23 protein-coding genes are annotated in these 26,810 nt (G+C 63.9%); 11 read left to right on the top strand and 12 right to left on the bottom strand.

The window, feature by feature from the left end; translation table 11 throughout:
- Window positions 1-10: 10 nt before the first annotated feature.
- The 4 genes from hemF to PCA20602_RS00515 form a co-directional block, all read right to left on the bottom strand.
- Window positions 11-946, bottom strand: coding sequence for an oxygen-dependent coproporphyrinogen oxidase (gene hemF, locus PCA20602_RS00530; RefSeq protein ID WP_150719527.1), 936 nt, complete (start codon window positions 944-946; stop codon window positions 11-13).
- 246 nt (window positions 947-1,192) lie between these two features.
- The gene (locus PCA20602_RS00525; protein ID WP_150719526.1) at window positions 1,193-2,092 is read right to left on the bottom strand and encodes a mechanosensitive ion channel family protein; all 900 of its coding nucleotides are present in this window, start codon (window positions 2,090-2,092) and stop codon (window positions 1,193-1,195) included.
- Between the two features lie 313 nt (window positions 2,093-2,405).
- Window positions 2,406-3,683, bottom strand: a complete 1,278-nt coding sequence (purD, locus tag PCA20602_RS00520) for a phosphoribosylamine--glycine ligase (protein ID WP_150719525.1) — start codon at window positions 3,681-3,683, stop codon at window positions 2,406-2,408.
- Between the two features lies 1 nt (window position 3,684).
- Complete coding sequence (locus PCA20602_RS00515) at window positions 3,685-4,410, bottom strand: YebC/PmpR family DNA-binding transcriptional regulator (protein WP_069341631.1); 726 nt, start codon at window positions 4,408-4,410, stop codon at window positions 3,685-3,687.
- A 466-nt stretch (window positions 4,411-4,876) separates the two neighbouring features.
- Here PCA20602_RS00515 and PCA20602_RS00510 point away from each other — a divergent pair, with 466 nt between their 5' ends.
- The gene (locus PCA20602_RS00510) at window positions 4,877-6,337 is read left to right on the top strand and encodes a helicase HerA-like domain-containing protein (RefSeq protein ID WP_246182000.1); all 1,461 of its coding nucleotides are present in this window, start codon (window positions 4,877-4,879) and stop codon (window positions 6,335-6,337) included.
- A 152-nt stretch (window positions 6,338-6,489) separates the two neighbouring features.
- Window positions 6,490-7,407: a DMT family transporter gene (locus PCA20602_RS00505; RefSeq protein ID WP_150719523.1), complete on the top strand. Its 918-nt coding sequence runs from the start codon at window positions 6,490-6,492 to the stop codon at window positions 7,405-7,407.
- 130 nt (window positions 7,408-7,537) lie between these two features.
- On the opposite strand, the gene upp is transcribed toward PCA20602_RS00505, so the two are convergent.
- Window positions 7,538-8,188: a uracil phosphoribosyltransferase gene (upp, locus tag PCA20602_RS00500; protein WP_069341546.1), complete on the bottom strand. Its 651-nt coding sequence runs from the start codon at window positions 8,186-8,188 to the stop codon at window positions 7,538-7,540.
- Window positions 8,189-8,416: 228 nt separating this feature from the next.
- Here upp and PCA20602_RS00495 point away from each other — a divergent pair, with 228 nt between their 5' ends.
- The 3 genes from PCA20602_RS00495 to PCA20602_RS00485 all read left to right on the top strand — a co-directional run bounded on the left by PCA20602_RS00495 (window position 8,417) and on the right by PCA20602_RS00485 (window position 10,740).
- Window positions 8,417-9,196 carry an SDR family oxidoreductase gene (locus PCA20602_RS00495; RefSeq protein WP_150719522.1) on the top strand — a complete coding sequence of 260 codons (780 nt, stop codon included), beginning with the start codon at window positions 8,417-8,419 and terminating at the stop codon, window positions 9,194-9,196.
- A 90-nt stretch (window positions 9,197-9,286) separates the two neighbouring features.
- On the top strand, window positions 9,287-9,700 hold the full coding sequence (locus tag PCA20602_RS00490) for a methylglyoxal synthase (RefSeq protein ID WP_150719521.1): 414 nt from the start codon (window positions 9,287-9,289) through the stop codon (window positions 9,698-9,700).
- A 65-nt stretch (window positions 9,701-9,765) separates the two neighbouring features.
- Complete coding sequence (locus PCA20602_RS00485; RefSeq protein WP_150719520.1) at window positions 9,766-10,740, top strand: quinone oxidoreductase family protein; 975 nt, start codon at window positions 9,766-9,768, stop codon at window positions 10,738-10,740.
- A gap of 105 nt (window positions 10,741-10,845) precedes the next feature.
- Here PCA20602_RS00485 and PCA20602_RS00480 read toward each other — a convergent pair whose 3' ends face one another.
- On the bottom strand, window positions 10,846-11,127 hold the full coding sequence (locus tag PCA20602_RS00480) for a YkvA family protein (RefSeq protein WP_069341542.1): 282 nt from the start codon (window positions 11,125-11,127) through the stop codon (window positions 10,846-10,848).
- A 593-nt stretch (window positions 11,128-11,720) separates the two neighbouring features.
- Between PCA20602_RS00480 and PCA20602_RS00475 the strand changes: the two genes are divergently transcribed.
- Window positions 11,721-13,028 carry a gamma-glutamyl-gamma-aminobutyrate hydrolase family protein gene (locus PCA20602_RS00475; protein WP_425495626.1) on the top strand — a complete coding sequence of 436 codons (1,308 nt, stop codon included), beginning with the start codon at window positions 11,721-11,723 and terminating at the stop codon, window positions 13,026-13,028.
- Between the two features lie 96 nt (window positions 13,029-13,124).
- On the opposite strand, the gene PCA20602_RS00470 is transcribed toward PCA20602_RS00475, so the two are convergent.
- Window positions 13,125-14,288 carry a porin gene (locus tag PCA20602_RS00470; RefSeq protein ID WP_150719518.1) on the bottom strand — a complete coding sequence of 388 codons (1,164 nt, stop codon included), beginning with the start codon at window positions 14,286-14,288 and terminating at the stop codon, window positions 13,125-13,127.
- A gap of 849 nt (window positions 14,289-15,137) precedes the next feature.
- A complete protein-coding gene (locus PCA20602_RS00465) occupies window positions 15,138-16,274 on the bottom strand; it encodes a sigma-54-dependent Fis family transcriptional regulator (protein ID WP_174980753.1) in 1,137 nt (378 codons plus the stop codon).
- Between the two features lie 377 nt (window positions 16,275-16,651).
- On the opposite strand from PCA20602_RS00465, the gene PCA20602_RS00460 reads away from it, so the two are divergent.
- Window positions 16,652-17,596, top strand: coding sequence for a LysR family transcriptional regulator (locus tag PCA20602_RS00460; RefSeq protein WP_069341538.1), 945 nt, complete (start codon window positions 16,652-16,654; stop codon window positions 17,594-17,596).
- Window positions 17,597-17,671: 75 nt separating this feature from the next.
- Here PCA20602_RS00460 and PCA20602_RS00455 read toward each other — a convergent pair whose 3' ends face one another.
- From PCA20602_RS00455 to PCA20602_RS00445, 3 genes are all read right to left on the bottom strand, one after another.
- Window positions 17,672-18,427: an SDR family NAD(P)-dependent oxidoreductase gene (locus PCA20602_RS00455; RefSeq protein ID WP_150719517.1), complete on the bottom strand. Its 756-nt coding sequence runs from the start codon at window positions 18,425-18,427 to the stop codon at window positions 17,672-17,674.
- Window positions 18,428-18,530: 103 nt separating this feature from the next.
- Window positions 18,531-20,393, bottom strand: a complete 1,863-nt coding sequence (locus PCA20602_RS00450; RefSeq protein WP_246181999.1) for a TRAP transporter large permease — start codon at window positions 20,391-20,393, stop codon at window positions 18,531-18,533.
- A 15-nt stretch (window positions 20,394-20,408) separates the two neighbouring features.
- Window positions 20,409-21,428 carry a TRAP transporter substrate-binding protein gene (locus tag PCA20602_RS00445; RefSeq protein WP_150719515.1) on the bottom strand — a complete coding sequence of 340 codons (1,020 nt, stop codon included), beginning with the start codon at window positions 21,426-21,428 and terminating at the stop codon, window positions 20,409-20,411.
- Window positions 21,429-22,143: 715 nt separating this feature from the next.
- Here PCA20602_RS00445 and PCA20602_RS00440 point away from each other — a divergent pair.
- Genes PCA20602_RS00440 through PCA20602_RS00425 form a run of 4 tightly spaced genes read left to right on the top strand, consistent with a single transcriptional unit; the run spans window position 22,144 to window position 25,851 of the window.
- The gene (locus tag PCA20602_RS00440; protein WP_150719514.1) at window positions 22,144-23,310 is read left to right on the top strand and encodes an acetyl-CoA acetyltransferase; all 1,167 of its coding nucleotides are present in this window, start codon (window positions 22,144-22,146) and stop codon (window positions 23,308-23,310) included.
- Window positions 23,311-23,330: 20 nt separating this feature from the next.
- Window positions 23,331-24,908: an acyl-CoA synthetase gene (locus PCA20602_RS00435; RefSeq protein WP_150719513.1), complete on the top strand. Its 1,578-nt coding sequence runs from the start codon at window positions 23,331-23,333 to the stop codon at window positions 24,906-24,908.
- Window positions 24,905-25,441, top strand: coding sequence for a PPC domain-containing DNA-binding protein (locus PCA20602_RS00430; RefSeq protein ID WP_246181956.1), 537 nt, complete (start codon window positions 24,905-24,907; stop codon window positions 25,439-25,441). Before PCA20602_RS00435 ends, PCA20602_RS00430 begins: the two co-directional genes overlap by 4 nt.
- Window positions 25,438-25,851, top strand: coding sequence for a PPC domain-containing DNA-binding protein (locus PCA20602_RS00425; protein WP_069341532.1), 414 nt, complete (start codon window positions 25,438-25,440; stop codon window positions 25,849-25,851). The genes PCA20602_RS00430 and PCA20602_RS00425 overlap by 4 nt, the downstream gene beginning before the upstream one ends.
- A 112-nt stretch (window positions 25,852-25,963) precedes the next feature.
- Here PCA20602_RS00425 and PCA20602_RS00420 read toward each other — a convergent pair whose 3' ends face one another.
- Entirely contained in the window at window positions 25,964-26,734 is a 771-nt protein-coding gene (locus tag PCA20602_RS00420) for an alpha/beta fold hydrolase (RefSeq protein ID WP_150719512.1), read from the bottom strand.
- Window positions 26,735-26,810: the final 76 nt, after the last annotated feature.

Here is a 26,810-nt window from a genome sequence, read left to right as displayed (position 1 = left end):
GGCTCGGCCTTCACACCCACTCGCGGCGCACGAGGAAATCGGTATAGAGCTTCGCTTCCGGCGTGCCCGGTTCCGGCTTCCAGTCGTAGTGCCATTTCACGACCGGCGGCATCGACATCAGAATCGATTCGGTGCGTCCGCCCGATTGCAGGCCGAAGTGCGTGCCCCGGTCCCAGACCAGATTGAATTCGACGTAACGGCCGCGGCGGTGCGCCTGAAAATCGCGCTCGCGCTCGCCGTACGGCATGCCGCGACGGCGTTCCACGATGGGCACATAGGCGTCGAGAAAAGCGTCGCCCACGCTTTGCATGACGGCAAACCCGGTGTCGAAGCCGCCGCCCGAGAAGTCGTCGAAGAAGATGCCGCCGATGCCGCGCGGCTCCTGACGGTGCTTCAGGTAGAAGTAGTCGTCGCACCACGTCTTGAAGCGTGGGTACCACGTGGCATCGAACGGATCGAGCGCGTCCTTGCAGGTCTGATGGAAGTGCTTGCAGTCGTCTTCGAACGGGTAATACGGCGTGAGGTCCATGCCGCCGCCGAACCAGAAGGCCGGTAGTTCGCCCGGGGCCGTGGCGATCAGGATCCGCACGTTGAAGTGCACGGTCGGGCAATACGGATTGCGCGGATGCAGCACCAGCGAGACGCCGAGGGCTTCGAAGCCGCGCCCGGCCAGTTCGGGCCGCGAGGCGCTGGCCGAGGCGGGCAGCTTGTCGCCGATCACATGGGAGAAGTTCACGCCGCCACGCTCGAAGAAGTCGCCGTCGTCGAGCACTCGGGTGCGGCCGTCACCGCGCAACGGGCTGTCGGCGGGGCGTTGCCAGTCGTCGACGAAGAAGCGTTTGCCATCGAGGCGCTCCATCGTGGCGACGATGTTGTCCTGAAGCCCGAGCAGATACGTGCGTACCGCCGCCGTGTCCGGCGCCTGTGCGGTGTCTTGCGCTGTCATTCTGTGACGTCCCTTGCGTGGTCGATGTGTCCGTCGGCAATTTCTTTGCGAATACCGTCGGCAATATCGTCGGTAATACCGTCGTCGATATCGTCAACGAGGCCGGTAAAGGGGCCACCGATTGGCGGGTCGACGCGTTCGATTTACCCGAGATTGTACCGGGACGCAGCAAGACGCGGGCGGCCGGCCATCTTCGCCGGTGCCGCCCGGATGACCTGAGTCAAGTCCTGAGCCAACGTGTGACGCTCAGGGCGCCGGCGAGTTGGGCAGGGTGCCTGCGGGGGCTGCGCCGCCGGCACCGGGCACGATAGACGGGGTGGCGGCGGGAACCCCGGCGGCTGCCCCCGGCGGCGGCATCAGGATCTGACGCGTTGCGGGTACCGGCCAGTGCGCCGTGCCGCCGACTTCGGCAATCGCACGGTTGGTGTCGAAGTACACCTGCCAGTAATCGCGGTTGTGGCAGTACGGCCGCACCGCCAGCACCGGCCCGGACGGATTGAATTCCAGAATCTCCACATCGACGCCGGGCTTCTCAACCACGTTGGGAATCTGGGCGACGCGGGCTTTCAGTCTCGCGACGGCATCCTGCAAATCGACCGTATGGGCAAGCTGTGCGGTGAGATCCACGCGCCGGAAGGCGTTGGCGTCGTACACGGTGATGTTGTCGCCGAAGACCTTGGTGTTGCCGATGTACACGCGCAGATTGTCCGCCGTGGTGAGGGTGGTGACGAACAGGCCGATCTCGTCGACCACGCCCGTCACGCCGCCCGCGCTGATCATGTCGCCGGACTTGAACGGTCGCAGCACGATCAGGAAGATGCCCGACGCGAAGTTGGACAGCAGTCCCGACCATGCGGCGCCGATCGCGATACCGGCGGCGGCGAGCAGGGCGGCGAACGACGTCGTCTCGATGCCGCAGACACTGAGGATGGAGAGAATGAGTGCGATGCGCAACGCGATGCGCAGCGACGACTCGGTGTAGCGTACGAGCGTGGGATCGATGTTGCGGCGGGTCATCGCGCCGCGTACGAGCCGCGCGACCAGATTGATGACGATGCCGCCGATGATCCAGATGACGATGGCCATCAGGATCTTCAGGCCGAACGGCACCAGATAATCGTTGACCAGCTTGTCGAGGTCGAACATGTGAGTCTCCGTCGAGCGAGGGGTCTGTCGGGAAAACTGCATGAATTCCGCCGGGGCTGGCCGGATGCGCATGCTGGCGAGTGAACTTCCAGTGTCACGCGTCGCCAGCGTGCCAAGTTGGCCTGCGCTTGTCAATCGCGCCGCACACAGGATGTGAGGCAGCCCAAACGATCGGATGCAAAGGCCCGGAAACGACAACGGCCCGGGAGACTTGGGGTCTCCCGGGCCGCGCTTTCAACCGTTCCAACCATTCCAGCCGGGGTTGCCGTCAGGCGTTCGACCGCACCGGCTTGACCTCGGCCTGCCGTCTGCCTTACTCCGGCTTGCGCGCCAGCGCGCGATTGCCGATGTCGTGGCGATACTGCATGCCGTCGAAGTTGATCTGGTTGACGGTCTGGTACGCCACGCTCTGCGCGCCACGTACCGTATCGGACAAGCCGACCACGCACAGCACACGACCGCCGGTGACCTTGAGCACGTCGTTCTCGAGCTGGGTACCCGCATGGAACGTTACGCACTCCTCAGTCTCCGCCGGGACTTCCGAGATGCGGTCGCCCTTGCGCGGCGTATCCGGATAGCCGTGAGCGGCGAGCACCACGCCCAGCGCGTAGCGACGATCCCAGTCCAGTTCGACCTTGTCGAGCGTACCGGCAATGGCGTGTTCCACCACCACCGAGAAGTCGCCCTTCAGACGCGCCATGATCGGCTGCGTTTCCGGGTCGCCCATACGGCAGTTGAATTCAAGCGTCTTGACGTTGCCGTCGGCGTCGATCATCAGACCGGCGTACAGGAAGCCGGTGAAGCGGATGCCGTCGGTTTCCATGCCGCGCACGGTCGGCATGATGATTTCGCGCATCACGCGGGCGTGGATCTGCGGCGTGACGATCGGCGCGGGCGAGTAAGCGCCCATGCCGCCCGTGTTCGGGCCCTGATCGTTGTCGAGCAGACGCTTGTGATCCTGCGAGGTGGCCAGCGGCAGCACGTTCTTGCCGTCGACCATCACGATGAAGCTGGCTTCCTCGCCTTGCAGGAACTCCTCGATCACCACACGGGCGCCGGCGTCGCCGAGCTTGTTGTCGGCGAGCATCATGTCGACGGCGTTGTGCGCTTCGTCGAGCGACATCGCCACGACCACGCCCTTGCCGGCGGCCAGACCGTCGGCCTTGATGACGATCGGGGCGCCCTTGGCGTCGATGTACGCGTGCGCAGCGGCCGCGTCGGAGAACGTTTCGTAATCGGCGGTCGGAATGCCGTGGCGCTTCATGAACGCCTTGGCGAAGTCCTTCGACGATTCGAGCTGTGCGGCTTCCTTCGTCGGGCCGAAGATCTTCAGGCCGCGGGCGCGGAAGATGTTGACGATACCGGCGGCGAGCGGCGTTTCCGGACCGACCACGGTCAGGGCGATGCCTTCGCGCGCGGCGAATTCGGCGAGCACGTTCGGGTCGCTGATCGGCACGTTGCGCAGGCGCTCGTCGAGCGCCGTGCCACCGTTACCCGGGGCGACATAGACCAGTTGAATACGCGGCGATTGGGCAAGCTTCCACGCGAGCGCGTGTTCGCGGCCGCCCGAGCCGACAACCAGAATTTTCATCTTATTCCTCGATGACGGCGTTGGTGAATACGTCCTGCACGTCGTCGAGGTTTTCGAGCGCGTCGAGCAGCTTTTGCATCTTCACGGCGTCATCGCCGGTGAAGACCACTTCGGTTTGCGGCTTCATCGTGACTTCCGCGACTTCGGCCTTCAGGCCGGCCGCTTCGAGCTTGTCCTTCACGGCCTGGAAGTCGTTGGGCGGGCAAACGACTTCGAAGCTGCCGTCTTCATTGGTGATCACGTCGTCGGCGCCGGCGTCGAGCGCCACTTCCATCAGCTTGTCTTCCGGGGTTTCCGGCGAGAACAGGAACTGACCGCAATGCGTGAAGAGGAACGACACCGAGCCGTCGGTACCCATGTTGCCGCCGAACTTGGAGAAGGCGTGACGCACTTCGGCCACCGTGCGCACACGGTTGTCCGTCATGGTGTCGACGATCACGGCCGCGCCGTTGATGCCGTAGCCTTCGTAGCGGATTTCTTCGTAGTTGGCGCCGTCCAGACCGCCCACGCCGCGATCGATCGCGCGCTTGACGTTGTCCTTGGGCATGTTGGCGTCTGCCGCCTTTTCCACGGCCAGACGCAGACGCGGGTTGCTGTCGGCGTCACCGCCGCCCAGACGGGCAGCCACGGTAATTTCCTTGATCAGACGTGTCCAGACTTTACCGCGCTTGGCATCTGCCGCAGCCTTCTTGTGCTTGATGTTGGCCCATTTGCTATGACCCGCCATGAATTTCTCCGTCGTGCCGCGCTGTGCGGCGAAGTATGCTCTGCCGGCCCGCGCAGTGCGGCGCGGCCAACCGTTGAAACGGGAGCGCCCGCCACCACCGGGGTCGCGGGCGCCGATTGTCCAGCCGCCCCGTCGCGTCACACGGGGCCGGTCGATCACGGGTCCGTGTGGGGTATTTCGGGGCGGTGCAGTCCGAGCGGCAACGCGTGCCGCTATAATCGGAAGCAATTTTATCATGCCGCCGCACCGTGCCACGGGTGTTTGCAGCGCCGTGTCACGAGTCGCCCCGCGTTCACCGCCGAGGTCTCTCATGCCCAAGAAGCCCGTGCCGTCGCAAGTGCCTTCCGCCCCCGCCGCCACCGATGTCGATTCGCCGGCCGCCGCCTCGGCAAGTTCGGCTCACGATGCCGGTGAACGGCTCACGATCGCGCGCAACGCCCAGCATGTTCTCGGACTGCTGCCGGCAATGGGCAACCGCCACGGCCTCATCACCGGGGCGACCGGTACCGGCAAGACCGTCACCCTGCAAGTCATCGCCCAGGCCTTTTCAGATATTGGCGTGCCGGTTTTTCTGGCAGACGTCAAAGGCGATCTGACCGGCATCACGCAGTCCGGTGTCGAGACCCCCAAACTCAAGGAGCGCATCGCCAATCTGGGATTCGACACCCCCGACTGGCACGGCAGCCCTGCCACCCTTTGGGATGTCTTCGGCGAGCAGGGCCACCCGGTGCGCGCCACCATCTCCGATCTCGGCCCGCTGCTGCTCGCGCGCCTGCTGGGGCTCAACGAGACGCAGACCGGCGTGCTCAACCTCGTGTTCAAGATCGCCGACGACAACGGCCTGCTGCTGCTCGACAGCAAGGACCTGCGCGCCATGCTCCAGCATGTGGGCGACAACGCGTCGAACTTCACCACGCAGTACGGCAACATTTCGGCGGCGTCGGTCGGCGCGATCCAGCGCGGGCTGCTCACGCTGGAGCAGCAAGGCGCGGACAAGTTCTTCGGCGAGCCGATGCTCAATATCGAAGACTTCATGCAGACGGACGCGCAAGGGCGCGGCGTCGTCAACATCCTCGCGGCCGACAAGCTGCTCGCGGCCCCCCGTATCTACGCCACCTTCCTGCTGTGGCTGCTCGCCGAGTTGTTCGAGCGTCTGCCGGAAGTCGGCGATCCCGATAAACCCAAGCTCGTCTTCTTCTTCGACGAAGCGCACCTGTTGTTCAACGAAGCGCCCAAGCCGCTGTTGGAACGAATCGAGCAGATGGTGCGCCTGATTCGCTCGAAGGGCGTGGGCGTGTACTTCGTGACGCAGAACCCGGTCGACGTCCCGGACACGGTGCTCGGCCAGTTGGGCAACCGCGTGCAGCACGCCTTGCGGGCGTATTCGCCGCGCGATCAGAAGGCGGTGAAGGTGGCCGCGCAGACGATGCGGGCGAATCCATCGCTCGACATCGAGACGGTGATCGGCGAGTTGGGGGTGGGCGAAGCGCTGGTGTCGCTGCTCGACGAGAAGGGGCGTCCCGAGATCACCGAGCGCGCGTACATTGCACCGCCGGCGTCGCGTATCGGGTCGATCACGCCGCAGGAGCGCACCGCGTTGATGGCAGCATCGCTCGTCGCGGGCGTGTACGAGAAGGTCGTGGATCGGGAGTCGGCGTATGAAAAGCTCGTCGGCCGGACGCAGGCACGCCAGCCGGACGGCACGCCTGTGCCCGCAGGCAATGGCGGCAGCGCACCGTCGGCCGGTGGCGGCGGTCTGCTCGATTCGCTGGGCGGTCTGTTGGGCGGCTCGGGCGGGTCGCGCAGCAAGGATTCGCCGGTCGAAGCGATGGTCAAGAGCACGATGCGCACCGTCGGCAGTCAGTTGGGACGCGAGATCGTGCGCGGCGTGCTGGGCAGCATTTTCGGGGGCAGCAAGCGCCGCTGAGCGCGCCGTCCGGTCGGGCGGGCCGACCTCCAATCGCCCCTGTCGAATCGCCCCGCCTATCGATCATCGGACCCGCTCGCCGTCCTGATCAGGTGCATCGCCGGGCAATGCCCGCCAGATAATAAAAAGGGAAAAGGACCTTCCACTCACCGATGTCTCTGAAATCGTCGCTGGATCCGGTACGTACCGGTGTGGCCCACGATCCGCTGTGGTTGCGTGCCGCGCCGCTCATCTTTCTGTTCCTGTGGTCGGTCGGGTTCACCGTCGCCAAGATCGGTCTGGCCTACGCCGATCCGCTGACTTTCCTCGCATTGCGCTACGGTCTGGTGCTCGTGCTGCTCGCACCGCTCGCGCTGGTCATGCGCCCCCCATTGCCGAAGACGGCAGCGGCCTGGGGGCATCTCGTCGTCATCGGTCTGCTGATTCAGGCGCTGTACTTCAGCATGACGTATCTGGCGCTGCGTCTCGGGGTGTCGGCGGGCAGCGTGGCGCTGATCACGTCGCTGCAACCGATTCTCGTGGCGCTGGCCGTGCCGCACCTGGTCGGCGAGCGCGTGAGCGGCATGAACTGGATCGGACTCGGTCTGGGGCTGGCGGGGGCGGCGCTCGTCATCGTGGCGCGCTCGGCGGTGGAGGCGACCTCGGCGCTCGGCCTGTTGCTGACGTTCGTGGCGCTCGGAGCGATCACTTGCGGCACGCTCTACGAGAAACGCTTTGGCCTGGGGCAGCATCCGGTCACGTCGAATCTCGTGCAGTACGCCGTCGGCTTCGCCGCGACGCTGCCGCTCGCCTGGTGGCTCGAACCGATGCGTGTCGACTGGACGTGGCAACTCGGACTGACGCTCGTCTATCTGGTGATCGGTAATTCGATCGTTGCGATCTCGTTGCTGCTGGCGATGATCCGACGCGGCGAGGCGTCGCGCGTGTCGGCGCTGTTCTTCCTCGTGCCGCCGGCCGCAGCGCTCGCAGCGTGGTTGATGGTCGGGGAGCACATGCCGTCGCTGGCCTGGGGCGGGATGGTGCTAGCGGCCGTCGGGGTCGCCATGGCTACGCGCCGCAAGGGGACATAGGCCGACGCCATCGGTAAGCGACCTAAATGACCTAAGTGACCTAAGTGACCCAAGCGGCCGTACAAAGCAAAAGCCCCGGGAATTCCCGGGGCTTTTTGTCTTGCGCAATTTGCGTGACGACGTCAATCCGTCAGTTCTTGGTGCCGAACAGGCGGTCGCCCGCGTCGCCGAGACCTGGAATGATGTACGCGTGATCGTCCAGACGCTCGTCCAGCGATGCCACATACAGCTTCACGCCCGGATGCGCGTCGTGCAGCACCTTCACGCCTTCCGGAGCCGCCACGAGGGCGAGGAACGCGATGTTCTCCGGTTCCACGCCGCGCTTGATCAGCACGTCCACGGCATGAACGGCCGAGTAGCCGGTCGCGACCATCGGGTCGCAAAGAATGAAGCGGCGGTCGGCCACATCCGGCAGACGCACGAGGTATTCGACCGGGCGATGCTGATCGTCGCGATACACCCCGATGTGGCCGACGCGTGCAGAGGGCACCAGATCGAGCAGGCCGTCGCTCATGCCGACACCGGCACGCAGCACGGGCACCACGGCGAGCTTCTTGCCGGCGATGACGGGAGCGTCCATCGGGACCATCGGCGTGTCGATGCGCTCGGTCGTGAGCGGCAGATCGCGGGTGATCTCGTAACCCATGAGCAGCGTAATCTCACGCAGCAGGCCGCGGAACGTGCGCGTCGACGTTTCCTTGTCGCGCATGTGCGAGAGCTTGTGCTGGATCAGCGGATGATCGCAGATGAAAAGGTTCGGGAATCGGGAGTCTTGTTTCATGGCAGGCAATTCGAGGCTGGGCTATCGGACCGGTATGTCGCGATTAAAGCCCGCATGGCCGCGATTTTAGCCGAAGCGGACGAGGCCGGTCCGGGTTTCGACGTCACGCCCTCGCAGCGGCGCGCGGTCGATTCCCTTAGAATCGCTGCAAGACGGCTGCCGGGCGCTGACTTTCGCGTCTCCTCGCAGCCTCCGCCAATGCATCACTTGTCTTCTTGAAGGCTGAACATGGATCTGGGAATCAAGGGCCGCACCGCGCTGGTGTGCGGCGCGAGCAAGGGGCTGGGGCGCGCCTGTGCGCAGGCGCTGGCCGACGCCGGTGTCAACGTGGTGATCGTGGCCCGCACGGCCGACGCCCTGAATGCCGCCGCCAGCGAGATTCGCGCCGCGACAGGCGTGACGGTGACTGCCGTGGCCTGCGACATCACCACGCCGGAAGGCCGCGCGCAGGCGCTCGCGGCATGTCCGCAACCGGACATTCTCGTGACGAATGCCGGCGGGCCGCCCCCGGGCGACTTCCGCAACTGGCAGCGCGACGACTGGATCCGCGCGATCGACGCCAACATGCTCACGCCGATCGAGCTGATCAAGGCGACGGTGGACGGCATGATCGCCCGCGGCTTCGGGCGTATCGTCAACATCACCTCATCTGCCGTGAAGGCCCCCATCGACATCCTCGGGCTGTCCAACGGCGCCCGCTCGGGGCTGACGGGATTCGTGGCCGGCGTTGCGCGCACGACCGTGGCGCACAACGTCACCATCAACAACCTGCTGCCGGGGGCGTTCGACACCGACCGGCTGGCGGCAACGCTGGAAGCGTCTGCGGCGAAGAGCGGACAGCCGGTCGACGACATGCGCGCCAAACGTGCAGCCGCCATCCCGGCCCGTCGCTTCGGCCGTCCGGATGAGTTCGGCGCGACGTGCGCGTTCCTGTGCAGCGCACAGGCGGGCTACATCACCGGGCAGAACGTGTTGATCGATGGCGGCGCCTATCCCGGGACTTTCTGAGCGAGCACGTTCCGACGTCGCGCGGGCGACGTTCGGGCGTCGTTTCTCGTGCATCATCCATCACCCATTTCACGTTCAGGGATCGCATCAATGACGGTTTCGACAGTACCGAAGGTCCGCATCGCACTCATCGCACACGACAAGAAGAAGGACGAGATCCTGGCGGTCGCGCGCGATTACGTCGACGTGCTGCGCCAATGTCAGATCGTGGCCACGGGCACGACGGGCGGGCGCATCGCCACCGAACTGGGGCTCGACGTCGAGCGCATGCTCTCCGGGCCGCACGGCGGCGATTTGCAGATCGGCGCGCAACTGGCCGAGGGGCGCGTCGACATGGTGCTGTTCCTGCGCGACCCGATGACACCGCAACCGCATGAACCCGACATCAACGCGCTGGTGCGCGCGTGCGACGTGCACAACGTGCCGTGCGCGACCAACAGCGCCACGGCGCGTTTGCTGCTGGAACAACTGATTGTCAGGCTGGCGGCGCAGCCGTCGGCCTGACAAGTACGACCAACACGCACGATCAACATGACCGATCGACTACCCATCGAGGGGAAGGAGCGAGGATGACAAAAGCAATCCGCATCGAACAGAACGGCGGCCCGGAAGTGATGCAATGGGTCGACGTCGAAGTCGGCGAACCGGGACCGGGCGAGGCGCGCGTGCGTCACAACGCCGTGGGCCTGAACTACATCGACGTGTATTTCCGCACGGGCCTGTATCCGCAGCCGCTGCCTGCCGGTCTGGGCATGGAGGCCGCCGGCGTGGTCGAGGCCGTGGGCGAGGGCGTCACGCATGTGCAGCCGGGCGACCGCGTTGCCTACGCGAGCCGTCCGTGCGGTGCGTATTCGCAGGCGCGTGTGATGCCGGCCGCGCCGCTGGTGCGTGTGCCCGACAACATCAGCGACGATCAGGCCGCCGCCATGATGCTGCAAGGCATGACGGCGCAGTATCTGCTGCGTCGCACGTACTCGGTCAAGGCGGGCGACACGATCCTGATTCACGCGGCTGCCGGCGGTGTCGGGCTGATCGTGTGCCAGTGGGCCAAGGCGCTGGGCGCGACGGTGATCGGCACGGTCGGCTCGGACGAGAAGGCGGCGCTCGTGCGTCAGTACGGTTGCGATCATCCGATCGTCTACACGCGCGAGAACTTCGTCGAGCGCGTCAAGGACATCACCGGTGGCGAGGGCGTGCCCGTGGTCTACGATTCCATCGGCAAGGACACGTTTATCGGCTCGCTCGACTGCCTGCGTCCGCTGGGCACGATGGTGAATTTCGGCAGCGCTTCCGGTCCCGTCGCGCAGATCAACACCGCCGATCTCGTGTCGCGCGGCTCGTTGTTCTTCACGCGTCCGACGCTTTTCAACTACACCGCCAAGCGCACCGATCTCGAAGCCACGGCGAACGAGTTGTTCGATGTCGTCGGTAACGGCACGGTGAAGATCGAGGTCAACCAGCGTTACGCACTGGCGGATGTCGCGCAGGCGCACCGTGATCTGGAGTCGCGCAAGACCACCGGGTCGACGTTGCTCATGCCCTGAGCGGCCCCGAGCGTTTCGCGGGCTGAAAAGGACAGGGACGCCGAGGCGTCCCTTTTTCGTTCCCGTTTGTTTGTGTCTACGGCTGGCGATGTGCGTGTCAGGCGTTCAGGCGCGCTGCGTGAAGACATGAGCGCGCGCGTCTTCGCGCACATCGACCGGCAAACGCTTGATGAGCCAGTGGATGACCATGCCGATGACGACCACGTCGTCCAGCAGCCCGAACACCGGGACGAAATCGGGGATCAGGTCGATGGGACTCAGCAGATAAACCGCGAGGAGTACCACGGCGGGCAGCAGCCAGCGCGGACGTCGCGGATCGCGGGCCGCATGCCAGAGCACGCGGAAATCATGACGGGCGATTTGCCACAGACGAAGAAAACGCTTCACTTGCAAACTCCTGGTACCAATGAGCTTGCCATGAGCGGCAAGCAATTTCTCGCAATCATGGATAACATCGCTCAATATTGGTTTAATATCGCGCAACTTGTTTCGATTGTACGCAACGATTGCATGCGGCGCTGAAGGTGATTCACGGCCGGAAACCGGCGCCCGATGCGTAACAAGTAGCTTCGACATCATGGGGTCGAGACGGTTTCATCGCGCGATCGGCGGGTCGGAATGCGTATCTGGCAGGTTGGGAACGCCTTCGTCATGACGTCCGGTCGAGTGCTGGCGTTCCGGGCACTCCGGTTGCGGTTGGATAATGGCAGCGGGATAATTCCCGGGCCGACCTGGTCAATCCATCTTTCCCCCTTCGTCCTCCCGTTCTTTTTAGGACGCATTTCAAAGCCATCATGACCGACGCTCAAGATCCGAAATCGCCGCAGCCGCCGTCCCAGCCCGAATCCGATAAGAGCAAGCCCACTTCCCCGTCGACTGCGACAACGCCGTCCACGCCCTCTACGCCTGAATCCACGAAAGCTGCCGGGGCTTCTACGGGCTCGCCCGCGGATTCGCCTGCGACCCGCGCATCGGACTACGTGGAACCCGCCACCCCAGCGACTCCCCGTCCGACCGCTAAGCCCGTTGCCGGGACCGCTGAAGGGGCTTCGGGCATGCCGCCGAATCCCGACACGCTGACGCGCCCCGCGCCGCCGTCCGATGCCGCCGCTTCGGCGGACGCGCAGGCGGAAACGCCTGCTGCGAAGCCCACAACGCACGCGTCGGCCGCCGCCGTGGCGTCCGACAGCAACCCGATTGGCGCATCTGCGCCGAAATCGGGTGACGATGTGAAGGCCGCTGGTGTGGGCAGCGCTGGCGGCAACATCGGTGAGGCGGGTACGACCGCCGGTGCCGGTGGTGGTGCGGGAGGCGGTGGTGGAGGCGATGGTGGTGGTGAACCGCCGCATCAACCGGCCTTCGGTTCGAGTGCGCCGCGCCCGGGCAGCCCGGCCTCGATGGGCGGTCAGCCGTCCTATTTGCAGGCGGGCGATTCGCCGTGGTCGGTACTGCGTCGCATCATGTCGGCGCGTTTTCGTGCGTGGTACGACCGCGCGGGACAACGCATCACCCAGCGCACGCTGAAAATCGGTATCTCGGCGCGTATCTTCCATCCGGAACCCGGCTCGAAAGGTTTGCGCAGCAAAACGTTGCAATACCTGGAAGAGTCGATTGCCCACTGGGTGATGTCCCGCGACGTGCTCGTTTTCATGATTCCGACGGTCGACACGCAGGGGTTGCTGCACCCGAGCCACATTCGTCTGCACGATTACGCGAAGCATCTGGACGGTCTGGTCCTGCAGGGCGGCGCCGACGTTTCGCCGCTGACCTATTCGGAAGTGGCGACGCGTCACGAATGGCAGGGCGACCGCATGCGCGACATGTACGAACTTGAGCTGCTGCATGAGTTCGTGGAGCAGGGCAAGCCGATTCTCGGCGTGTGTCGTGGTTGCCAACTGATCAACGTGGCCTTCGGCGGCACGCTGCATCAGGACATTGCGACGGACTTGCCGCAAGCGATCCCGCACGTGACTGAAACGTACGAACACAACCGTCACACGCTGACCTTCCCTGAAGGTTCTTCGCTCGCGCAGATGCTGGCGCCGGTCGACGTGCCGATCGTCAACTCGATTCACCATCAGTCGGTGAAGACGCTGGGCCGCGATCTGAGCGTGGAAGCGGTGTGTGCGGAAGACGGTGTGGTCGAAGCGATTCGCTACCGCAAGGCGCCGTTCGTGATGGGCCTGCAATGGCACCCGGAATTCCATCGCGCGGGTGGCCCGGAGTTTCTCGACTGCACGCCGGTGCTGGATAACTTCCTGCGCGCGGCGCGCGAGACGCGCTTCTGATCGATTCACCGCACCATAAAAAAAATGGCAGCCCGAGGGCTGCCATTTTCATGTCAGGAACACCGGATCACTACCCCGGTGTTCACGCCGCCTTGATTAGAAGCGGTGACGGATACCCGTGCCGACGACGGTTTGCGAGCTGGTCGACGACATACCGCCGGCAGCGCCGACACCGGCTGCGAGGCCAGTACCTTCGTTGTCGGAGATGTGCTGGTACGAACCCGTCAGGTACACATCGGTGCGCTTCGACAGACGGTAGTCAGCTTGCAGCGTCACGGTGTGGAACTTCGGCTTCTTGTCCGTCGAATCTTGCTTGGCCATCGTGTACGTGTACGCGGCCGACAGCGAGACTGCCGGGGTCAGCATGTAGCGACCGTTGACTTCGAAGTTGTCGAACTTCAGGCCGTCGTTGGCGAACGACACAGCGGTGCTGTTGTAGTTCAGGCCCGTCAGACCTTGCAGTTGGGTGTGGGTGTACACCAGGCCGACCGTTGCCGGGCCGAAGGCGTAGTTACCACCGATACCCCAAACGCGTTGCTTCGACGATTGGAAGATCGAATCGCCGCCGGTCGACGTGTCGACAGCGCCGCTACCGTTGTTGTTACCCGGATTGCCTTGACGCTCCAAGTAAGCAGCAGCCACCGTCAGCGGGCCGTTTGCGTAGTTCACGCCGGCGCTGAATGCACGGTTGTTGGCGAAGTCGCCAGCCTTGTTCGAGAAGCCATACAGGCCGCCGAACGTCAGGCCGTTGTAGTTGGCGCTCGAGTACTTGACCGAGTTGTTAACACGGAACGAGTTGTTCGTGTTGTCATTGTCATACGGGTGCGAGGCGATCGTGCCGCCGAACGACGAACCGTTCAGGGTCAGCGGTGCCAGGTAGTCAACCACGGAGTCGTACTGACGACCGATGGTCACAGCGCCGAAACGATCGTTCTGCAGGCCGACAAAGGCTTGACGACCGAACATGCGGTTGTTTTGGCCCAGGCTACCGTTGTTGATCGAGAAACCGTTTTCCAGCACGAAGATGGCCTTGTTACCGCCACCCAGGTCTTCCGAGCCCTTCAGGCCCCAACGGCTGCCGTTGACCAGACCGCTCGTTGCACGGAAGTTCTTCGAACCCGATGCACCGACCGTGTTCGTCGAATTGCTCGTGTAAGCGACGCCGGCGTCGATCAAGCCGTACAGGGTGACGCTGCTTTGAGCGTGCGCGGTCATCGAGAACGCGCCGACAACGGCCGCGGCAAGAAGAGTTTTTTTCATGGTTTAAGCTCCAGTAACGTGACACGAATCGCAGAATTCGCGTGTAAACAGAACGCGGCGAAACAGAACATGTCGAGGTGACGATGCGTCACTCGCGGACCCGAACAGCTATCGGCACTGCTCTGTTGACAGGGGGCAGTGTATGAGTCACCGCTACTCCCGCCTATTTCAGAATCCGCAAGAATCTATTTCAGATATGAAAAGAATCTGCGAGACACGTCCCAAAGCATTGCCTGACAAGGGATTGGCTTGATTAAGCGTAGGTGAGAAATCGCCGTGCAAGCGATGTGTGTTGCGCTTGGGACACAGTGTGATGTGCAGAAGAAAGCGCGCGCGAAGCATTGCCAGCATTGAATTTGCGCGCGACACGCATGATCGGATTTGGTTCCGTGAGTGTGTGAGCATGCCGCATGAATGATTGCGCACGCCTCGCATCGAACCATCGCATGTTGTGACAGTCATCGTCTCGCGCATCGATGACGAGATGTTTCACCTCATCACTTCATCACGACGATCGCGCGTGTCGTTTCTCATCATGTTGGATGGCTGCCATGTGGCTGTCATCTATGACGCGTGCACGTGCGCAATGGGATAAATCGGAGATGTTGGCAAGCGCACGAAAGCATCGCGTGCCGAAAAGTGCTTTATTTATGGGGTTTTACGGACTATTGCGAGTCACCGAATAATTCATTGCGTCGAATGATGACAATGATTTCGGGATGCAGACCTATACTACGTTCCGCGAGAAGTAGACTTTTGCGTTGAGTGAAAAGTCTCCAAACCTTGGCGCGGCCTCATCGGCCGCGCTTTTTTTTGCCCGCGATTTTCAGCGTACTGGCGCAGGTGTCGTCAGGCGTAATAGCCGGTGGTGAGGGCTTCGCCGCAATCTCGCACGTGGGGAATGCTCAACTGCTTGAGCTTGCGATACAACGACGCACGGCAGAAGCCGAGCGTGCGCGCGGCGGCGGAAATGTTCCAGCGATGTTGGGCGAGCGCTTGCAGAATGCGTTCGCGTTCGGCGTCGTGATGAGCGTCATGCGTGAGGGATTCCGCATGCAGTGCGACCGCCTTCGATGCAGCGCTCACATCCTTCGCATCCTTGCCTTCCCCAAGTTCCTTCGTGCGCAACACGTCGTCGCGAGATAACGCTTGCGTCATCCGCATCGACGTTGCCGAGTGCAGCGCGCCGGCTTGCAGACACTCCGGCGGCAAATCGCTCGCGCACAGCACGTCGTCGCCCATCACGGCGCACGCATAACGCAACGCGGCGCGCATCTGACGCAGATTGCCCGGCCATTGGTGTGAGAGCAAACGTGAGAGCGCATCCGGCGACACGCGCGAGAGTGCCTGATCGACGCGCAGTCCGGGCCACTCGTCGCACAGCATGCGCGCAATCAATTCAGTCTTGTCGTCGCGCTCACGCAGCGTGGGCAGTGTGAGCACGCCGACCGCGATCCGGTAATAGAGATCTTCGCGGAACGTGCCTTGCGCGACCGCACTCGCGAGATCCTGATGGGTCGCGCAGATCAGTTGCACATCGACCGGGACCGGCTGGCTTGCGCCCAGCGGTGTGACCTCGCGCTCCGACAGCACGCGCAGCAAGCGCGTTTGCAACGCATGCGGCATGTCGCCGATCTCATCGAGAAACAGCGTGCCGCCGTCGGCCTGTTGCAGTTTTCCTTTCATGCCGCCGGGCAATGCGCCCGAAAATGCGCCGCGCTGGTAGCCGAACAACTCGCTCTCGACCAGATGTTCCGGCAGCGATGCCGTGTTGATCGCGACGAAGGCCTGCGCGCGACGTTCGCTGTACGCATGCAATGCCCGCGCGAGAAATTCCTTGCCGGTGCCCGTCTCGCCGAGAATCAGCACCGGCAGACCGCGGTCAACGAAGCGCTTGCCGCGCGCGAGCAGATCGCGCATGCGGGCGTCGGTGCCGCACAGGTCGTCGATGTCGAGGTAGTCGGGGCGCAAATGCCGGGCATGCATCGGTGCCGGGCGGGCGGGGGCGGCCGCAGGCACACGTACGATGCGCTCGGCGAGCGCGGCAAAGTTGTTGAAGGCGGTGTTGACGTTGTTGACGGTGCCGACAGCACCGACGGTATTCGCATTGGCGGCGCCGAGGGGGCTGGCGAGGCCGACAGGTCGAGCGGGGGCGTGCGCTACGGCTAGGTGAGCGGGCATGACTTGTCTCCTTCTCGTATTGGTACGAAAGGGGCGCCGTCGGTGGCTTGTGGCCTGGCGATTCCTGACGTCTCTTTATGTCGCGACCGGCTCGGGTGGCCAACCGCCAATGCAGGATACGACCGCTGAGTCATAACATCCAATACAATATTGATGTGCCAATAATACCTTTGGGGTATCAAATGATCGAATTGCGCCATTTCCAGTACTTTGTCGTGCTCGCGCAGACGCTTCACTTCGGCCGCGCGGCCCAGCAACTGCATATCTCGCAGCCGCCGCTATCGCGTCAGATCGCGTTGATGGAGGCCGAGCTGGGCGTGCAACTGTTCGAGCGCACGAATCGCAGCGTGCGGCTCACACGGGCCGGCACGCGCTTCTATCAGGACGCGGTGGAAATCCTCAATTCGGTCGACCGGGCGCGGCGCAATGTCGTGGCGGCCAGCCGAGGGGAGGACGGTGCGATCACCGTCGGCTTCATGATGTCGTCGGCCTACAACATCCTGCCGGCGCTTACCCGGACGTACGCCGCTGCGTATTCACGCGTCGACATGAAGCTGGCGGAAACGCTGCCCAATCTGCTCGCGGAGTCGGTGCGGGCCGGGCAGACGGACGTCGGCATCATGTACCGCCCGGAGGATCTGACCGGGCTGGATACGGCGACGGTGTTTCGCGAGGAGATGGTGGCGGTCATTCCGCGCACGCACCCGCTCGCGAAGGTGCGCGTGCTCGACGCCGAGCATCTCGCCGAAGAATCGTTCGTGAGCATTCCGCGCGAGATCGCGCCGCTCGTGTACGACCTGATTGTCACGCATTGCCGGCGCTCGGGCTTCTCGCCGCACATCCGTCTCGAGACCAACTTGCAGCAGACGATCATCAACCTTGTCGGAGAGGGCCTTGGCGTGGCCATGGTGCCGATGTCGATGAGCAGTGCCAGTGCTTCGGGCAACGCCGTGTTCAAGCCGCTCAGGAACGCGCCTGTGGCCGAGGTGGCGCTGCTGTGGAGCCGGGACAACCACAACCCCTGCGTGGCAACGTTCGTGGAGAACGCGCGCAGTGTGTGGCGGGAGATGCAGCGCGCGCCGGGCGCGCGGCTGGTGCCCGATCTGCCGGACACCAGCCTGCGCTGAGCGCGTCATGCGTGGGGGGAATGATGGGGGGAGTTGGGACGTTGAGACGAGGAAAGCCGGGGCGCGAGCGCGCCCTCAGATTTCCAGAATCCCGGCGGCCACGAAGCCGCCGTCGACCGGCAGAATGTGGCCGGTCACATACGAGGCGTCGTCCGACGCCAGAAAGCTCACCGCACCGGCGATTTCACCCGGCTGCCCGTAGCGCCCCAGCGGGGTCGTCTCGGTATAGTGACGACGCGAGATGTCCGAGTGCAGCACCTTGGTCAGCGGCGTGTCGATCGGCCCCGGCGCGATGCCGTTCGCAGTGATGCCGAACGGCGCGAGTTCGATCGCCATCTGACGCGTCAGTCCGATCACCGCCGCCTTCGACGTGCCGTAAGCCGTGCGACCCGCGCTGGCCAGAATCCCCGCGACCGATGCCAGATTGACGATACGTCCCCAGCGCTGCTCGCGCATGAGCCGCGCGGCGTGCTGTCCGCACAGCAGCGTGCCCGTGAGGTTCACGGCCATGACCTGATGCCAGTGTTCGAGCGGATAGTCCAGGAACGGAAACGTCTTGGCGATGCCCGCATTGTTGACGAGCACGTCGCACCGTCCGTACCGTTTCGCCACCTGCGCAAAGCCGTCGGCGATCGACGCTTCCTCACCCACGTTCATCCCCAGCGCCCACGCGCGGCCACCCGCTGCGCTGAGCGCTGCAGCCGTCTCCGTTGCCGCGCCTTCGTTCAGATCGGCCACGACCACGGTCATGCCATCCTTGATCAATCGTTCGCAGATGGCGGCACCAATGCCCATGCCGCCGCCCGTGACTACTGCTACCTTCTCCGTCATGCTATGGACTCCTAAATTTACTGGCAGTTACAGCTCGGGCTCCACCGCCTGCTTAAGCGGCGGAGCCCGTCGGTGATATCGCGAAACCGTTAAGGGGTTGGCGTTACTTCAGGAAACCGATCGAGATCCAGGGGATGAAGACCACGATGAGCAGCGCGATGAGCAGCGCCCCCATGTACGTCCACATCCGGTTGAAGACCTTGTCGGGCGATGTCTTGCCGATGGCGCACGCGGCGTAGAAGCCGACACCGAGCGGCGGGGCGAACAGGCCCATGCCCATCGACAGGATCACGACCATGGCGTAATGCACGTCGTGAATGCCGAGCGAGCGCGCGACCGGGAACAGGAGCGGTCCGAACAGCACGATGGCGGGAATGCCTTCGAGCACGCTGCCGAGCACGATGAACACGACCATCGAGATGAGCAGGAAGCCGACCTGTCCGCCCGGCACGCCGTGCATCAGACCGACGAGCTTGGACGAGAAGCCCGATTGCGTGAGCGCCCATGCCATCGCGGTGGCCATGCCGATGATCAGCAGGATCGCGCCGGACAGGGCTGCGGTCTCGGTGAGCAGCGGATAGAGACGCTTGAAGTTCAGATGTTTCTTGAAGGCGTGGACGATCAGGCCGATCACGATGGTGTACGCGATGCCGATGGTCGACACTTCCGTGGCCGTTGCTGCACCTTCGATCACTGCCGTACGGATGAGGATCGGCAGCGCCAGCGCGGGCAGCGCAACGATGAAGGTCTTGCCGATCACGCTCCACGGTGCGCGACGCGCGGCGTTGGGCGCTTCCTTACGCGAGCGGGCGAAGCACACCACGACGATGGCCAGCGTGGCGATCACGGCGGGCAGCAGGCCACCGACGAACAGTGCGGTGATCGACACGCCGCACACGGCGCCGATGGTGATGAGTACGAGGCTCGGCGGGATCGTCTCGGTCATCGCGCCGGTGGCGGACAACAGGGCGACGAGGTCTTCCTGTTTCGAACCGCGTCGCTGCATCTCAGGGAACAGCGCCGGGGCGACGGCGGCCATGTCGGCCGCCTTGGAACCGGAGATGCCCGACACCAGGAACATCGCCCCGAGCAGCACGTACTGAAGGCCGCCGCGCACGTGGCCGAGCAGCGAGGCCATGAATTCGATCAGGCTGCGCGCCATTCCGCTCATTTCGATGAGCGCGCCGAGCAGCACGAACAGCGGCACCGACAGCAGCACGAGCCCGGACATGCCTTCGTCCATGCGGCTCACGACGATCTGCAATGGGGCATCGGTCACGAGCGCGAGATAAGCGAGGGTGGCCGTGCCGAACGCGAAGGCGATCGGAATGCCGCCCGCCACGCACGCGCCCACGATCAGCACGAAGAAGATGAGCAGGTTGTAGTTGCCCATGGCGATGAGCGCGGGGCGCCCGAGCCAGAGCGCGGCGCCGAGCGCGGCGACGAACAGCACGCCGAGCCCGAACTGACGCAGGCTGGAGCAGCGTGCCATGCGCGAGATCGCCGCGATGAGCATCAGCGCGGCGCCCACCGGCAGCGCTGCTGCACGCAGGCCGTCGGGAATTTCGAGGGCGGGCGTGGTGATGTCCATCTGTTCGATCGCATGCGTGTACGCCGGCATGATGATCAGCGCGACGAACACGCACACGGTCAGCGCGGCCATGGTCTGGAACCAGTCGCGCCATGCAGCGGGAAGTTTGTTGACGATGGCGGAAAGACGCATGTGTTCGCCCCGATCGAGGGCGAGCACGGCGCCGAGCATCGACAGCCAGATGAAAAGGATCTGCGCAAGCTCATCCGACCACGTGAGCGGATTGTCGAACCCGTAACGCGAGATCACGCCCGCGAGCAGGATGAGAGTTTCCGCCACCACCAGCAGCACGGCAGCCGCTTCGGTGACTTTCATCACCGCGCGGTTGACGTGGCAGAAGAGGCGGGCGAGCGCGTGCGTCGGCTCGGCCGTCATCGTCAACGTTTCCATTTACGCGAGCTTCCCTGTGTACTTTTCCAGCATGGCCCATGCTTCGTCGCCGAACTTCTTGTGCCATTCGGCATAGAAGCCCGCGGCGCGCAGCTTGTCGCGGAACTGCTCGTTGTTCGGTGCGTTGAACACGAGACCCTTCTGCTTGAGCTCGGCCGTCACGCCTTCATTGAGCTTGCGCACGTCCTCACGCTGGGCGACGGCGGCGGCATTCACGTTGGCGGTCACGATGTCCTGCAGGTCCTTCGGCAGCTTGTCCCACTTCTGCTTGTTGGCGAGGAACCAGAAGCCGTCCCACATGTGGTTCGTCATCGACACGTACTTCTGCACTTCGTAGAGCTTGGCCGTGGTCAGCAGCGCCAGCGGGTTTTCCTGCGCTTCGACGATGTGCGTCTGCAAGGCGGAATAGACCTCGGCGAAGTTGATCGACGTGGGCGACGAATCGAACGCGCGGAACATCGACGTCCACAGCGGGCTCGTGGGCACGCGAATCTTCAGACCCTTCAGATCGTTCGGCGAGTTGATCGGACGGCTGCTCGTGGTGATCTGGCGATAACCGTTTTCCCAGATCTTGTCGAAGGCGAACACCGTGGTCTTCGCGATCTGACCGCGCACGTGCGCGCCGAGACCGCCGTCCATGGCCGCCCACACCTGGCTGTAATCCTTGAACGCGAAACCCACGCCCGAGATCTGCGCGGCCGGCACGAGCGTGCCGAGAATCAGCGGCGAGAGCGTGAAGTAATCGATCGCGCCGGAGCGGATCTGGCTCAGCATGTCGCTGTCCGAGCCGAGCTGGTTGTTCGGATAGATCTGGAAGTCGATACGTCCCTTCGACTGCTCCGCGATCTTCTGCGCCATCTCCTTGGCGCGGATGTTCATCGGATGGCTGACGGGCAGGTTGTTGGCGAACTTCAGCGTGAATTCGGCGGCGTGGGCCTGCGTCTGATACAACCCCGTAGCGGCGGCTGCCGATGTTGCGGCCACGACTTTGATGAAGTGGCGACGATCCATGGTGCTCATACTGCATGTCTCCTATTTATAGGTTTGGTGACTGCGTCTGATGCGCAAGACGTGTGAGGTTGATCGCCTCGCAACGTCCCGGCCAACTCGACTGGCGATGCGCAAATTCATCGATTCGCGTCATCTGCCGGACATTCGGCTCGCAAGTGGCTGGGTCATCTTACGCAAATCGAATGCCAGTTCGGGCCCTGAACGGGAAAACCCTTACGTTGTTAAGCATCAGTGAAATCCCGCGTGGCGTGTCGGCATCCTTTCGTCATGCGCAACAAGGCTTCGCGGCGAACTGGCCCGATGTCGGGCGTTTGCTGCATGTGCGAACAGCGCCGGGACGCCCCGGCGACCGGGGTGTGACACCTGTCGCATTTCGCCAATGCCTTGCGACACCTGTCGCATGCCCGGCCACGCGCGGTGCGACAGGTGTCGCATCGATATCGACCCGGCGATTTCTGTTGCGGCACAGCAAAATTTCCGCGTATTACAAGCCTTGGCGATTTTCAAATTTCACTTGATGCGGCGACAAATCCCGCTTTACGCTTGCGTCAATTGCGAATGCGCCAAAAGCGCGTGAGACGGATGGAACTCGCAACGACGACTGACCGAGCCGTCGATGTCGCAGACCTGGCCCTGTGCGGACCGCGCGCAGACACGCGGCAGAGGTCTGGCATCGAAATTGCTCACCGGAGTCTGGATGACCCCATTTTTCCGGAGACACTTCATGGTTGCTGCATGCCTTACCGGCTGGGCCCACTCCCAGTTCGGCAAACTCGATAACGTCGATGCCGAAGTTCTGCTGGCCGACGTCGCACAAGCTGCTCTCGACGACGCGGGCCTTTCGCCCGAACAGATCGACTCGATTCACGTCGGCACTTTCAATGGCGGTTTCCTGTATCAGGACTTCCCGTCGTCGCTCATCTTCAACCGGATTCCCGGGCTGCGCTTCAAACCGGCCACGCGCTACGAAAACGCCTGCGCCACGGGCTCGGCTGCTGTGCATGGCGGGCTGCAATCGATCGAAGCAGGCAAGGCCACGCACGTGCTGGTGATCGGCTTCGAGAAGATGACCGAACTCGCTACGCCGCAAGTCGGCGAAGTGCTGCTCAAGTGTTCGTATGCGCGTGAGGAAGCCGGTATTCCCGGTGGCTTCGCCGGGGTGTTCGGCACGATCGCGCAGACGTACTTCGACCGTTACGGCGACCAGTCCGACGCCCTCGCCCAGATCGCCGCGAAGAACCATCGCAACGGCTCGGTCAATCCGTACGCGCACATGCGCCGCGATTTCGGCTACGACTTCTGCCGCAATGTCTCCGAGAAGAACCCGTACGTGGCCGGTCCGCTCAAGCGCACCGACTGCTCGATGGTGTCCGACGGCGCAGCCGCCCTCGTGATCTCGAAGGCCGATGTGGCGCGCGCCATGCCCAAAGCGGTCGGCTTCCGCGCGGCCGTGCAGGTCAACGATTACCTGCCGCTCTCGCGTCGCGATCCGCTGGCGTTCGAAGGCGGTCAGCACGCGTGGCGTCAGGCGCTGGGTGTTGCGGGCGTGTCGTTGAAAGACCTCTCGCTGGTCGAGACCCACGACTGCTTCACCATCGCCGAGCTGATCGAGTACGAAGCGATGGGGCTGGCCAAGCCGGGGCAGGGCGCGAGCGTGCTGGCCGAAGGGCTGACGCAAAAAGACGGTCTGCTGCCGGTCAACCCGTCGGGCGGTCTCAAGGCCAAGGGTCACCCGGTGGGTGCCACGGGCGTGTCGATGCACGTCATGGCGGCGATGCAACTCACGGGCACGGCCGGTGAGATGCAGATTCCGGGAGCGAAGCTCGCAGGCGTCTTCAATATGGGCGGCGCGGCGGTAGCGAACTACGTGAGCATTCTCGAAGCACGCTGAGTGCATACAGGAGACGAGAGATGCTCAAGAAGGTCATGAACCTCGGCCGACTACTGGCCGACGTCGCCCGCCGTCATCCGGACGAACCCGGTCTGATCGTGGGCGACAAGATCACCACGTGGGGCGAGATCGACGCCCGCGTGAACGCTGCCGTCGATGCCCTGCGCAAGCTCGGCGTTGGCAAAGGCGACAAGCTGCTGGTGCATTCGCGCAACAACCTGCCGATCTTCGAGAGCGCGTGGATCGCGTTTCGTCTGGGCGCGGTGTGGGTGCCGACGAACTTTCGCATCACCGCCCCGGAGGCCGCGTATCTGGGGCAGTCGAGCGGTGCCTGCGCCATGATTTACGACGCAGGATTCGAAGGTCATGTCGATGCCGTGCGCGCCGCCTCGCCGGCGTTGCGTCATGTGATCGCACTGGGCGCGCCGCGCGAAGGCGAACTGCACTACGAGACGCTGGTGGCCGAACATCTCGGTGCACCCGGTTTCGAGGAAGAGGTCGAGTACGAGGACCCGCTGTGGTTCTTCTACACGTCCGGCACGACGGGGCATCCGAAGGCCGGCGTGCTCTCGCACGGGCAGATGGCGTTCGTCGTCACCAACCATCTGGCGGATCTGATGCCGGGCATCACGTATCGCAGCCGCTCGATGGTCGTGGCGCCGCTCTCGCATGGCGCGGGCATTCACGCCATCGTCAATACGGCGCGAGGCGCGGCGAGCGTGTTGCTGCCGGGCGAGAAGATGGACGCAGCGCAGGTCTGGCAGGCGGTCGAGCGTCACCGTGTCGACAACATGTTCACGGTGCCGACCATCGTCAAGATGCTGGTCGAAGATCCGGCAGTGGACGAGTACGACCATAGCTCGCTGCGCTTCGTGATCTACGCGGGCGCACCGATGTACCGCGCCGATCAGAAGTATGCGTTGCAGAAGCTGGGGCGCGTGCTGGTGCAGTACTACGGCCTGGGCGAAGTGACGGGCAACATCACGGTGCTGCCGCCGTGGCTGCATAGCGACGACGATGACGCGCCGGACGCCCGCGTGGGCACTTGCGGTCTGCCGCGCACGGGCATGGAGGTGGCGATTCTCGACGAGCAGGGGCAGCGTCAGCCGGCGTTCGCGTCGGGGGAGATCTGCGTGCGCGGGCCGGCCGTCTTCATGGGGTATCACAACAATCCGGACGCTAACGCCAAGGCGTTCAAGGACGACTGGTTCCACACCGGCGACCTCGGTCATGTGGACGCGCAGGGCTTCCTGTACATCACGGGTCGAGCGTCGGACATGTATATCTCGGGCGGCTCGAACGTCTATCCGCGCGAGATCGAAGAAGCGTTGCTGACACACCCGTGCGTCTCCGAGTGTGCCGTGCTCGGCGTGCCCGACCCCAAGTGGGGGGAGAGCGGGCTCGCGGTGGTGGTCGCCCGGGAAGGCATGGCCGCACAGGCCGATGAACTGCTCGGACATCTCGAAGCGCGTATTGCCCGCTACAAGTGGCCGCGCCGCTTCGTATTCTGGAGTGCCATGCCCAAATCGGGCTACGGCAAAATCGTGAAAAAGCAAATCAAGACGATGCTCGAAGAGCAAGGAGACTATCGACTATGAAACCTGCGCTTTCACGGGTCTATCAGCATGCAGGCGTCCCCACGTTACCCCGTGTGGAAGACTGCGTGTTGAGCGGGCAGCACGAACTGCGCGTGACGATCCGGTCTGGTGCGAATCTCGGCGAGTCCTTACGCGCGGCGTTATCCCGCTATGCGTACGGTGGCGGCGTCGGGCGTTTCTGTGCGGGTACCGCGCGAGGGCTGCGGTATCACATGATCGAGAACACGACAGACGTGGAGCGCCCCTTCGGGTACGGCGCGCCGATCGACGAGATGCGCGAGGTCGATCTGATCGGCGGCGCGATCACCGTCGGTCGCACGGCTGACGGCGCCACGCTGCTGCATTGCCATGCGGGGTTCTCCGACCCGTCCGGCGAGTTGCACGGCGGGCATCTGATCCTCGATCACACCTGGGCCGGGGACGAGCCTGTGGTGATTCGTCTGTGTCTGTTCGAGCATGGCGGATACGTGACGGGCGACGACGAGGAGACGCGGTTTCATCTGCTGCGTCCGGTGGTGGGAGATTTCTCATGAGCGTCGCACTGGATGTTCCGGTCGCCATCGAGAGCGGCACGCTGGGCCGGTTGGTGGTGGCGCGCCTGAAGCCGAATCAGGATCTGACGGAAAGCATCGAGGCGCTGTGTGCCGAGCATGCCATCTCGCGCGCCATCGTGCGGGGGGCCGTCGGCAGTCTGATCGACGCACGACTGGCGTTCCGTGCGGGTGACGGCTGGCGCGAGCAAGTGGTGAACGGCCCCGGCGTGGAGATCCTCAACGTGTTCGGCGAGGTCGATGCCCGGCCCGGTGCGGCGAACGCGCTGCCCATGCTGCATGGCATGGTGGCCGACACCAACGGGCGCATGTTCGCGGGTCGCTTCGTTCGCGGTGGCAACCTGTCGTTCATCACCATCGAAGTGACGCTGCAGGAGTGGTTGCCGGCCTGACGCCACAACGACAGCACCGATCGTCGGTATACGTGAAAGCGCATGGGGAGTCTTCGGACTCCCCATTTGCGTTGGTTGGCACTGGTTGGTAACTAGTCGGCTCCAGTCGGCACTAGTCGCCGCTGCCGAGGAACGACTCGATGGCATTCACCAGCGCGAGCGGCGTCTCGTTCATCGGATAGTGACCGGCGTTGCGGATCACCCCGACGCTCGCTCGCGCGTAGCGCTTCCCATAGGTCTGTGCCATCAACTCGGCGGTGAACACCGGATCGTGCTCGCCGACGAGCGCTTTGACGGGCACGTCGGCGTGGATCTCGTTGCTGAAGTCGGTATCGGCCCATGCCGGGAAATACGCGGCGAAGGCCTGTGACGACGAACCTGTCGCGGAGGCGTTGGCCTTCCAGTCGATCCACGACGATGGCAGCCGGTTGCCGGTGCTACGGTCGATGATGACCTTGCGGGCATCGAGCGAGGTGGCGGCGCTCTCGAACAGGGCGCGACGGGCGGCGTCGAACGCCACACCGCCACAGGGCACCGGCGCGACGGCGACGAGCTTGCGCACGCGGTGCGGCACGAGTGCGGCGACCTTCTCGATTGCCATGCCGCCCATCGAATGACCGATCAGGCTGAACGTCATGAAGTCGAGCGAATCGGCGAGGGCGATGGCGTCCGTGGCGATCTCGGTAATGGTGTGCTCGCCCGCGACATCCAGCATGCCGCCATAGCCGCGATAGTCCATGAAGACGTAGCTGAAGTCGCCTTGCGAGAGCCACGGCTCGCAAGCCGCGAACGAGCAGGCGTCGCCGAACCAGCCGTGCAGCGCGATGATGGCGTGCGGGCCGTGGCCGACGCGGTGAAACGTGTTGGGTTTGCGATCTGGCATGTCGAATCCTTCGGGACAGCGGGAATTGCCCGGACGCTCATCGTAGCCACGGCGGAGATTGCCCACCGTCGATGAC

It is taken from the genome of Pandoraea capi, assembly GCF_902459735.1.
Lineage (GTDB): Bacteria > Pseudomonadota > Gammaproteobacteria > Burkholderiales > Burkholderiaceae > Pandoraea > Pandoraea capi.
Note: the sequence above shows the minus strand (reverse complement) of the source record. Positions and strands in the feature narration are given on the sequence as shown.

What these genes read in the sequence shown, in the direction of transcription:
- hemF (WP_150719527.1), bottom strand. Translation starts at nt 946, where the DNA reads ATGACAGCGCAAGACACCGCACAGGCGCCGGACACGGCGGCGGTACGC.
- PCA20602_RS00470 (WP_150719518.1), bottom strand. Translation starts at nt 14,288, where the DNA reads ATGAAAAAAACTCTTCTTGCCGCGGCCGTTGTCGGCGCGTTCTCGATG.
- PCA20602_RS00510 (WP_246182000.1), top strand. Translation starts at nt 4,877, where the DNA reads ATGGGCAACCGCCACGGCCTCATCACCGGGGCGACCGGTACCGGCAAG.
- PCA20602_RS00430 (WP_246181956.1), top strand. Translation starts at nt 24,905, where the DNA reads ATGAAACCTGCGCTTTCACGGGTCTATCAGCATGCAGGCGTCCCCACG.
- PCA20602_RS00435 (WP_150719513.1), top strand. Translation starts at nt 23,331, where the DNA reads ATGCTCAAGAAGGTCATGAACCTCGGCCGACTACTGGCCGACGTCGCC.
- PCA20602_RS00460 (WP_069341538.1), top strand. Translation starts at nt 16,652, where the DNA reads ATGATCGAATTGCGCCATTTCCAGTACTTTGTCGTGCTCGCGCAGACG.
- PCA20602_RS00425 (WP_069341532.1), top strand. Translation starts at nt 25,438, where the DNA reads ATGAGCGTCGCACTGGATGTTCCGGTCGCCATCGAGAGCGGCACGCTG.
- PCA20602_RS00485 (WP_150719520.1), top strand. Translation starts at nt 9,766, where the DNA reads ATGACAAAAGCAATCCGCATCGAACAGAACGGCGGCCCGGAAGTGATG.
- PCA20602_RS00525 (WP_150719526.1), bottom strand. Translation starts at nt 2,092, where the DNA reads ATGTTCGACCTCGACAAGCTGGTCAACGATTATCTGGTGCCGTTCGGC.
- PCA20602_RS00515 (WP_069341631.1), bottom strand. Translation starts at nt 4,410, where the DNA reads ATGGCGGGTCATAGCAAATGGGCCAACATCAAGCACAAGAAGGCTGCG.
- PCA20602_RS00455 (WP_150719517.1), bottom strand. Translation starts at nt 18,427, where the DNA reads ATGACGGAGAAGGTAGCAGTAGTCACGGGCGGCGGCATGGGCATTGGT.
- PCA20602_RS00420 (WP_150719512.1), bottom strand. Translation starts at nt 26,734, where the DNA reads ATGCCAGATCGCAAACCCAACACGTTTCACCGCGTCGGCCACGGCCCG.
- PCA20602_RS00450 (WP_246181999.1), bottom strand. Translation starts at nt 20,393, where the DNA reads ATGACGGCCGAGCCGACGCACGCGCTCGCCCGCCTCTTCTGCCACGTC.
- PCA20602_RS00490 (WP_150719521.1), top strand. Translation starts at nt 9,287, where the DNA reads ATGACGGTTTCGACAGTACCGAAGGTCCGCATCGCACTCATCGCACAC.
- PCA20602_RS00445 (WP_150719515.1), bottom strand. Translation starts at nt 21,428, where the DNA reads ATGAGCACCATGGATCGTCGCCACTTCATCAAAGTCGTGGCCGCAACA.
- upp (WP_069341546.1), bottom strand. Translation starts at nt 8,188, where the DNA reads ATGAAACAAGACTCCCGATTCCCGAACCTTTTCATCTGCGATCATCCG.
- PCA20602_RS00495 (WP_150719522.1), top strand. Translation starts at nt 8,417, where the DNA reads ATGGATCTGGGAATCAAGGGCCGCACCGCGCTGGTGTGCGGCGCGAGC.
- PCA20602_RS00465 (WP_174980753.1), bottom strand. Translation starts at nt 16,274, where the DNA reads ATGCATGCCCGGCATTTGCGCCCCGACTACCTCGACATCGACGACCTG.
- PCA20602_RS00440 (WP_150719514.1), top strand. Translation starts at nt 22,144, where the DNA reads ATGGTTGCTGCATGCCTTACCGGCTGGGCCCACTCCCAGTTCGGCAAA.
- purD (WP_150719525.1), bottom strand. Translation starts at nt 3,683, where the DNA reads ATGAAAATTCTGGTTGTCGGCTCGGGCGGCCGCGAACACGCGCTCGCG.
- PCA20602_RS00505 (WP_150719523.1), top strand. Translation starts at nt 6,490, where the DNA reads ATGTCTCTGAAATCGTCGCTGGATCCGGTACGTACCGGTGTGGCCCAC.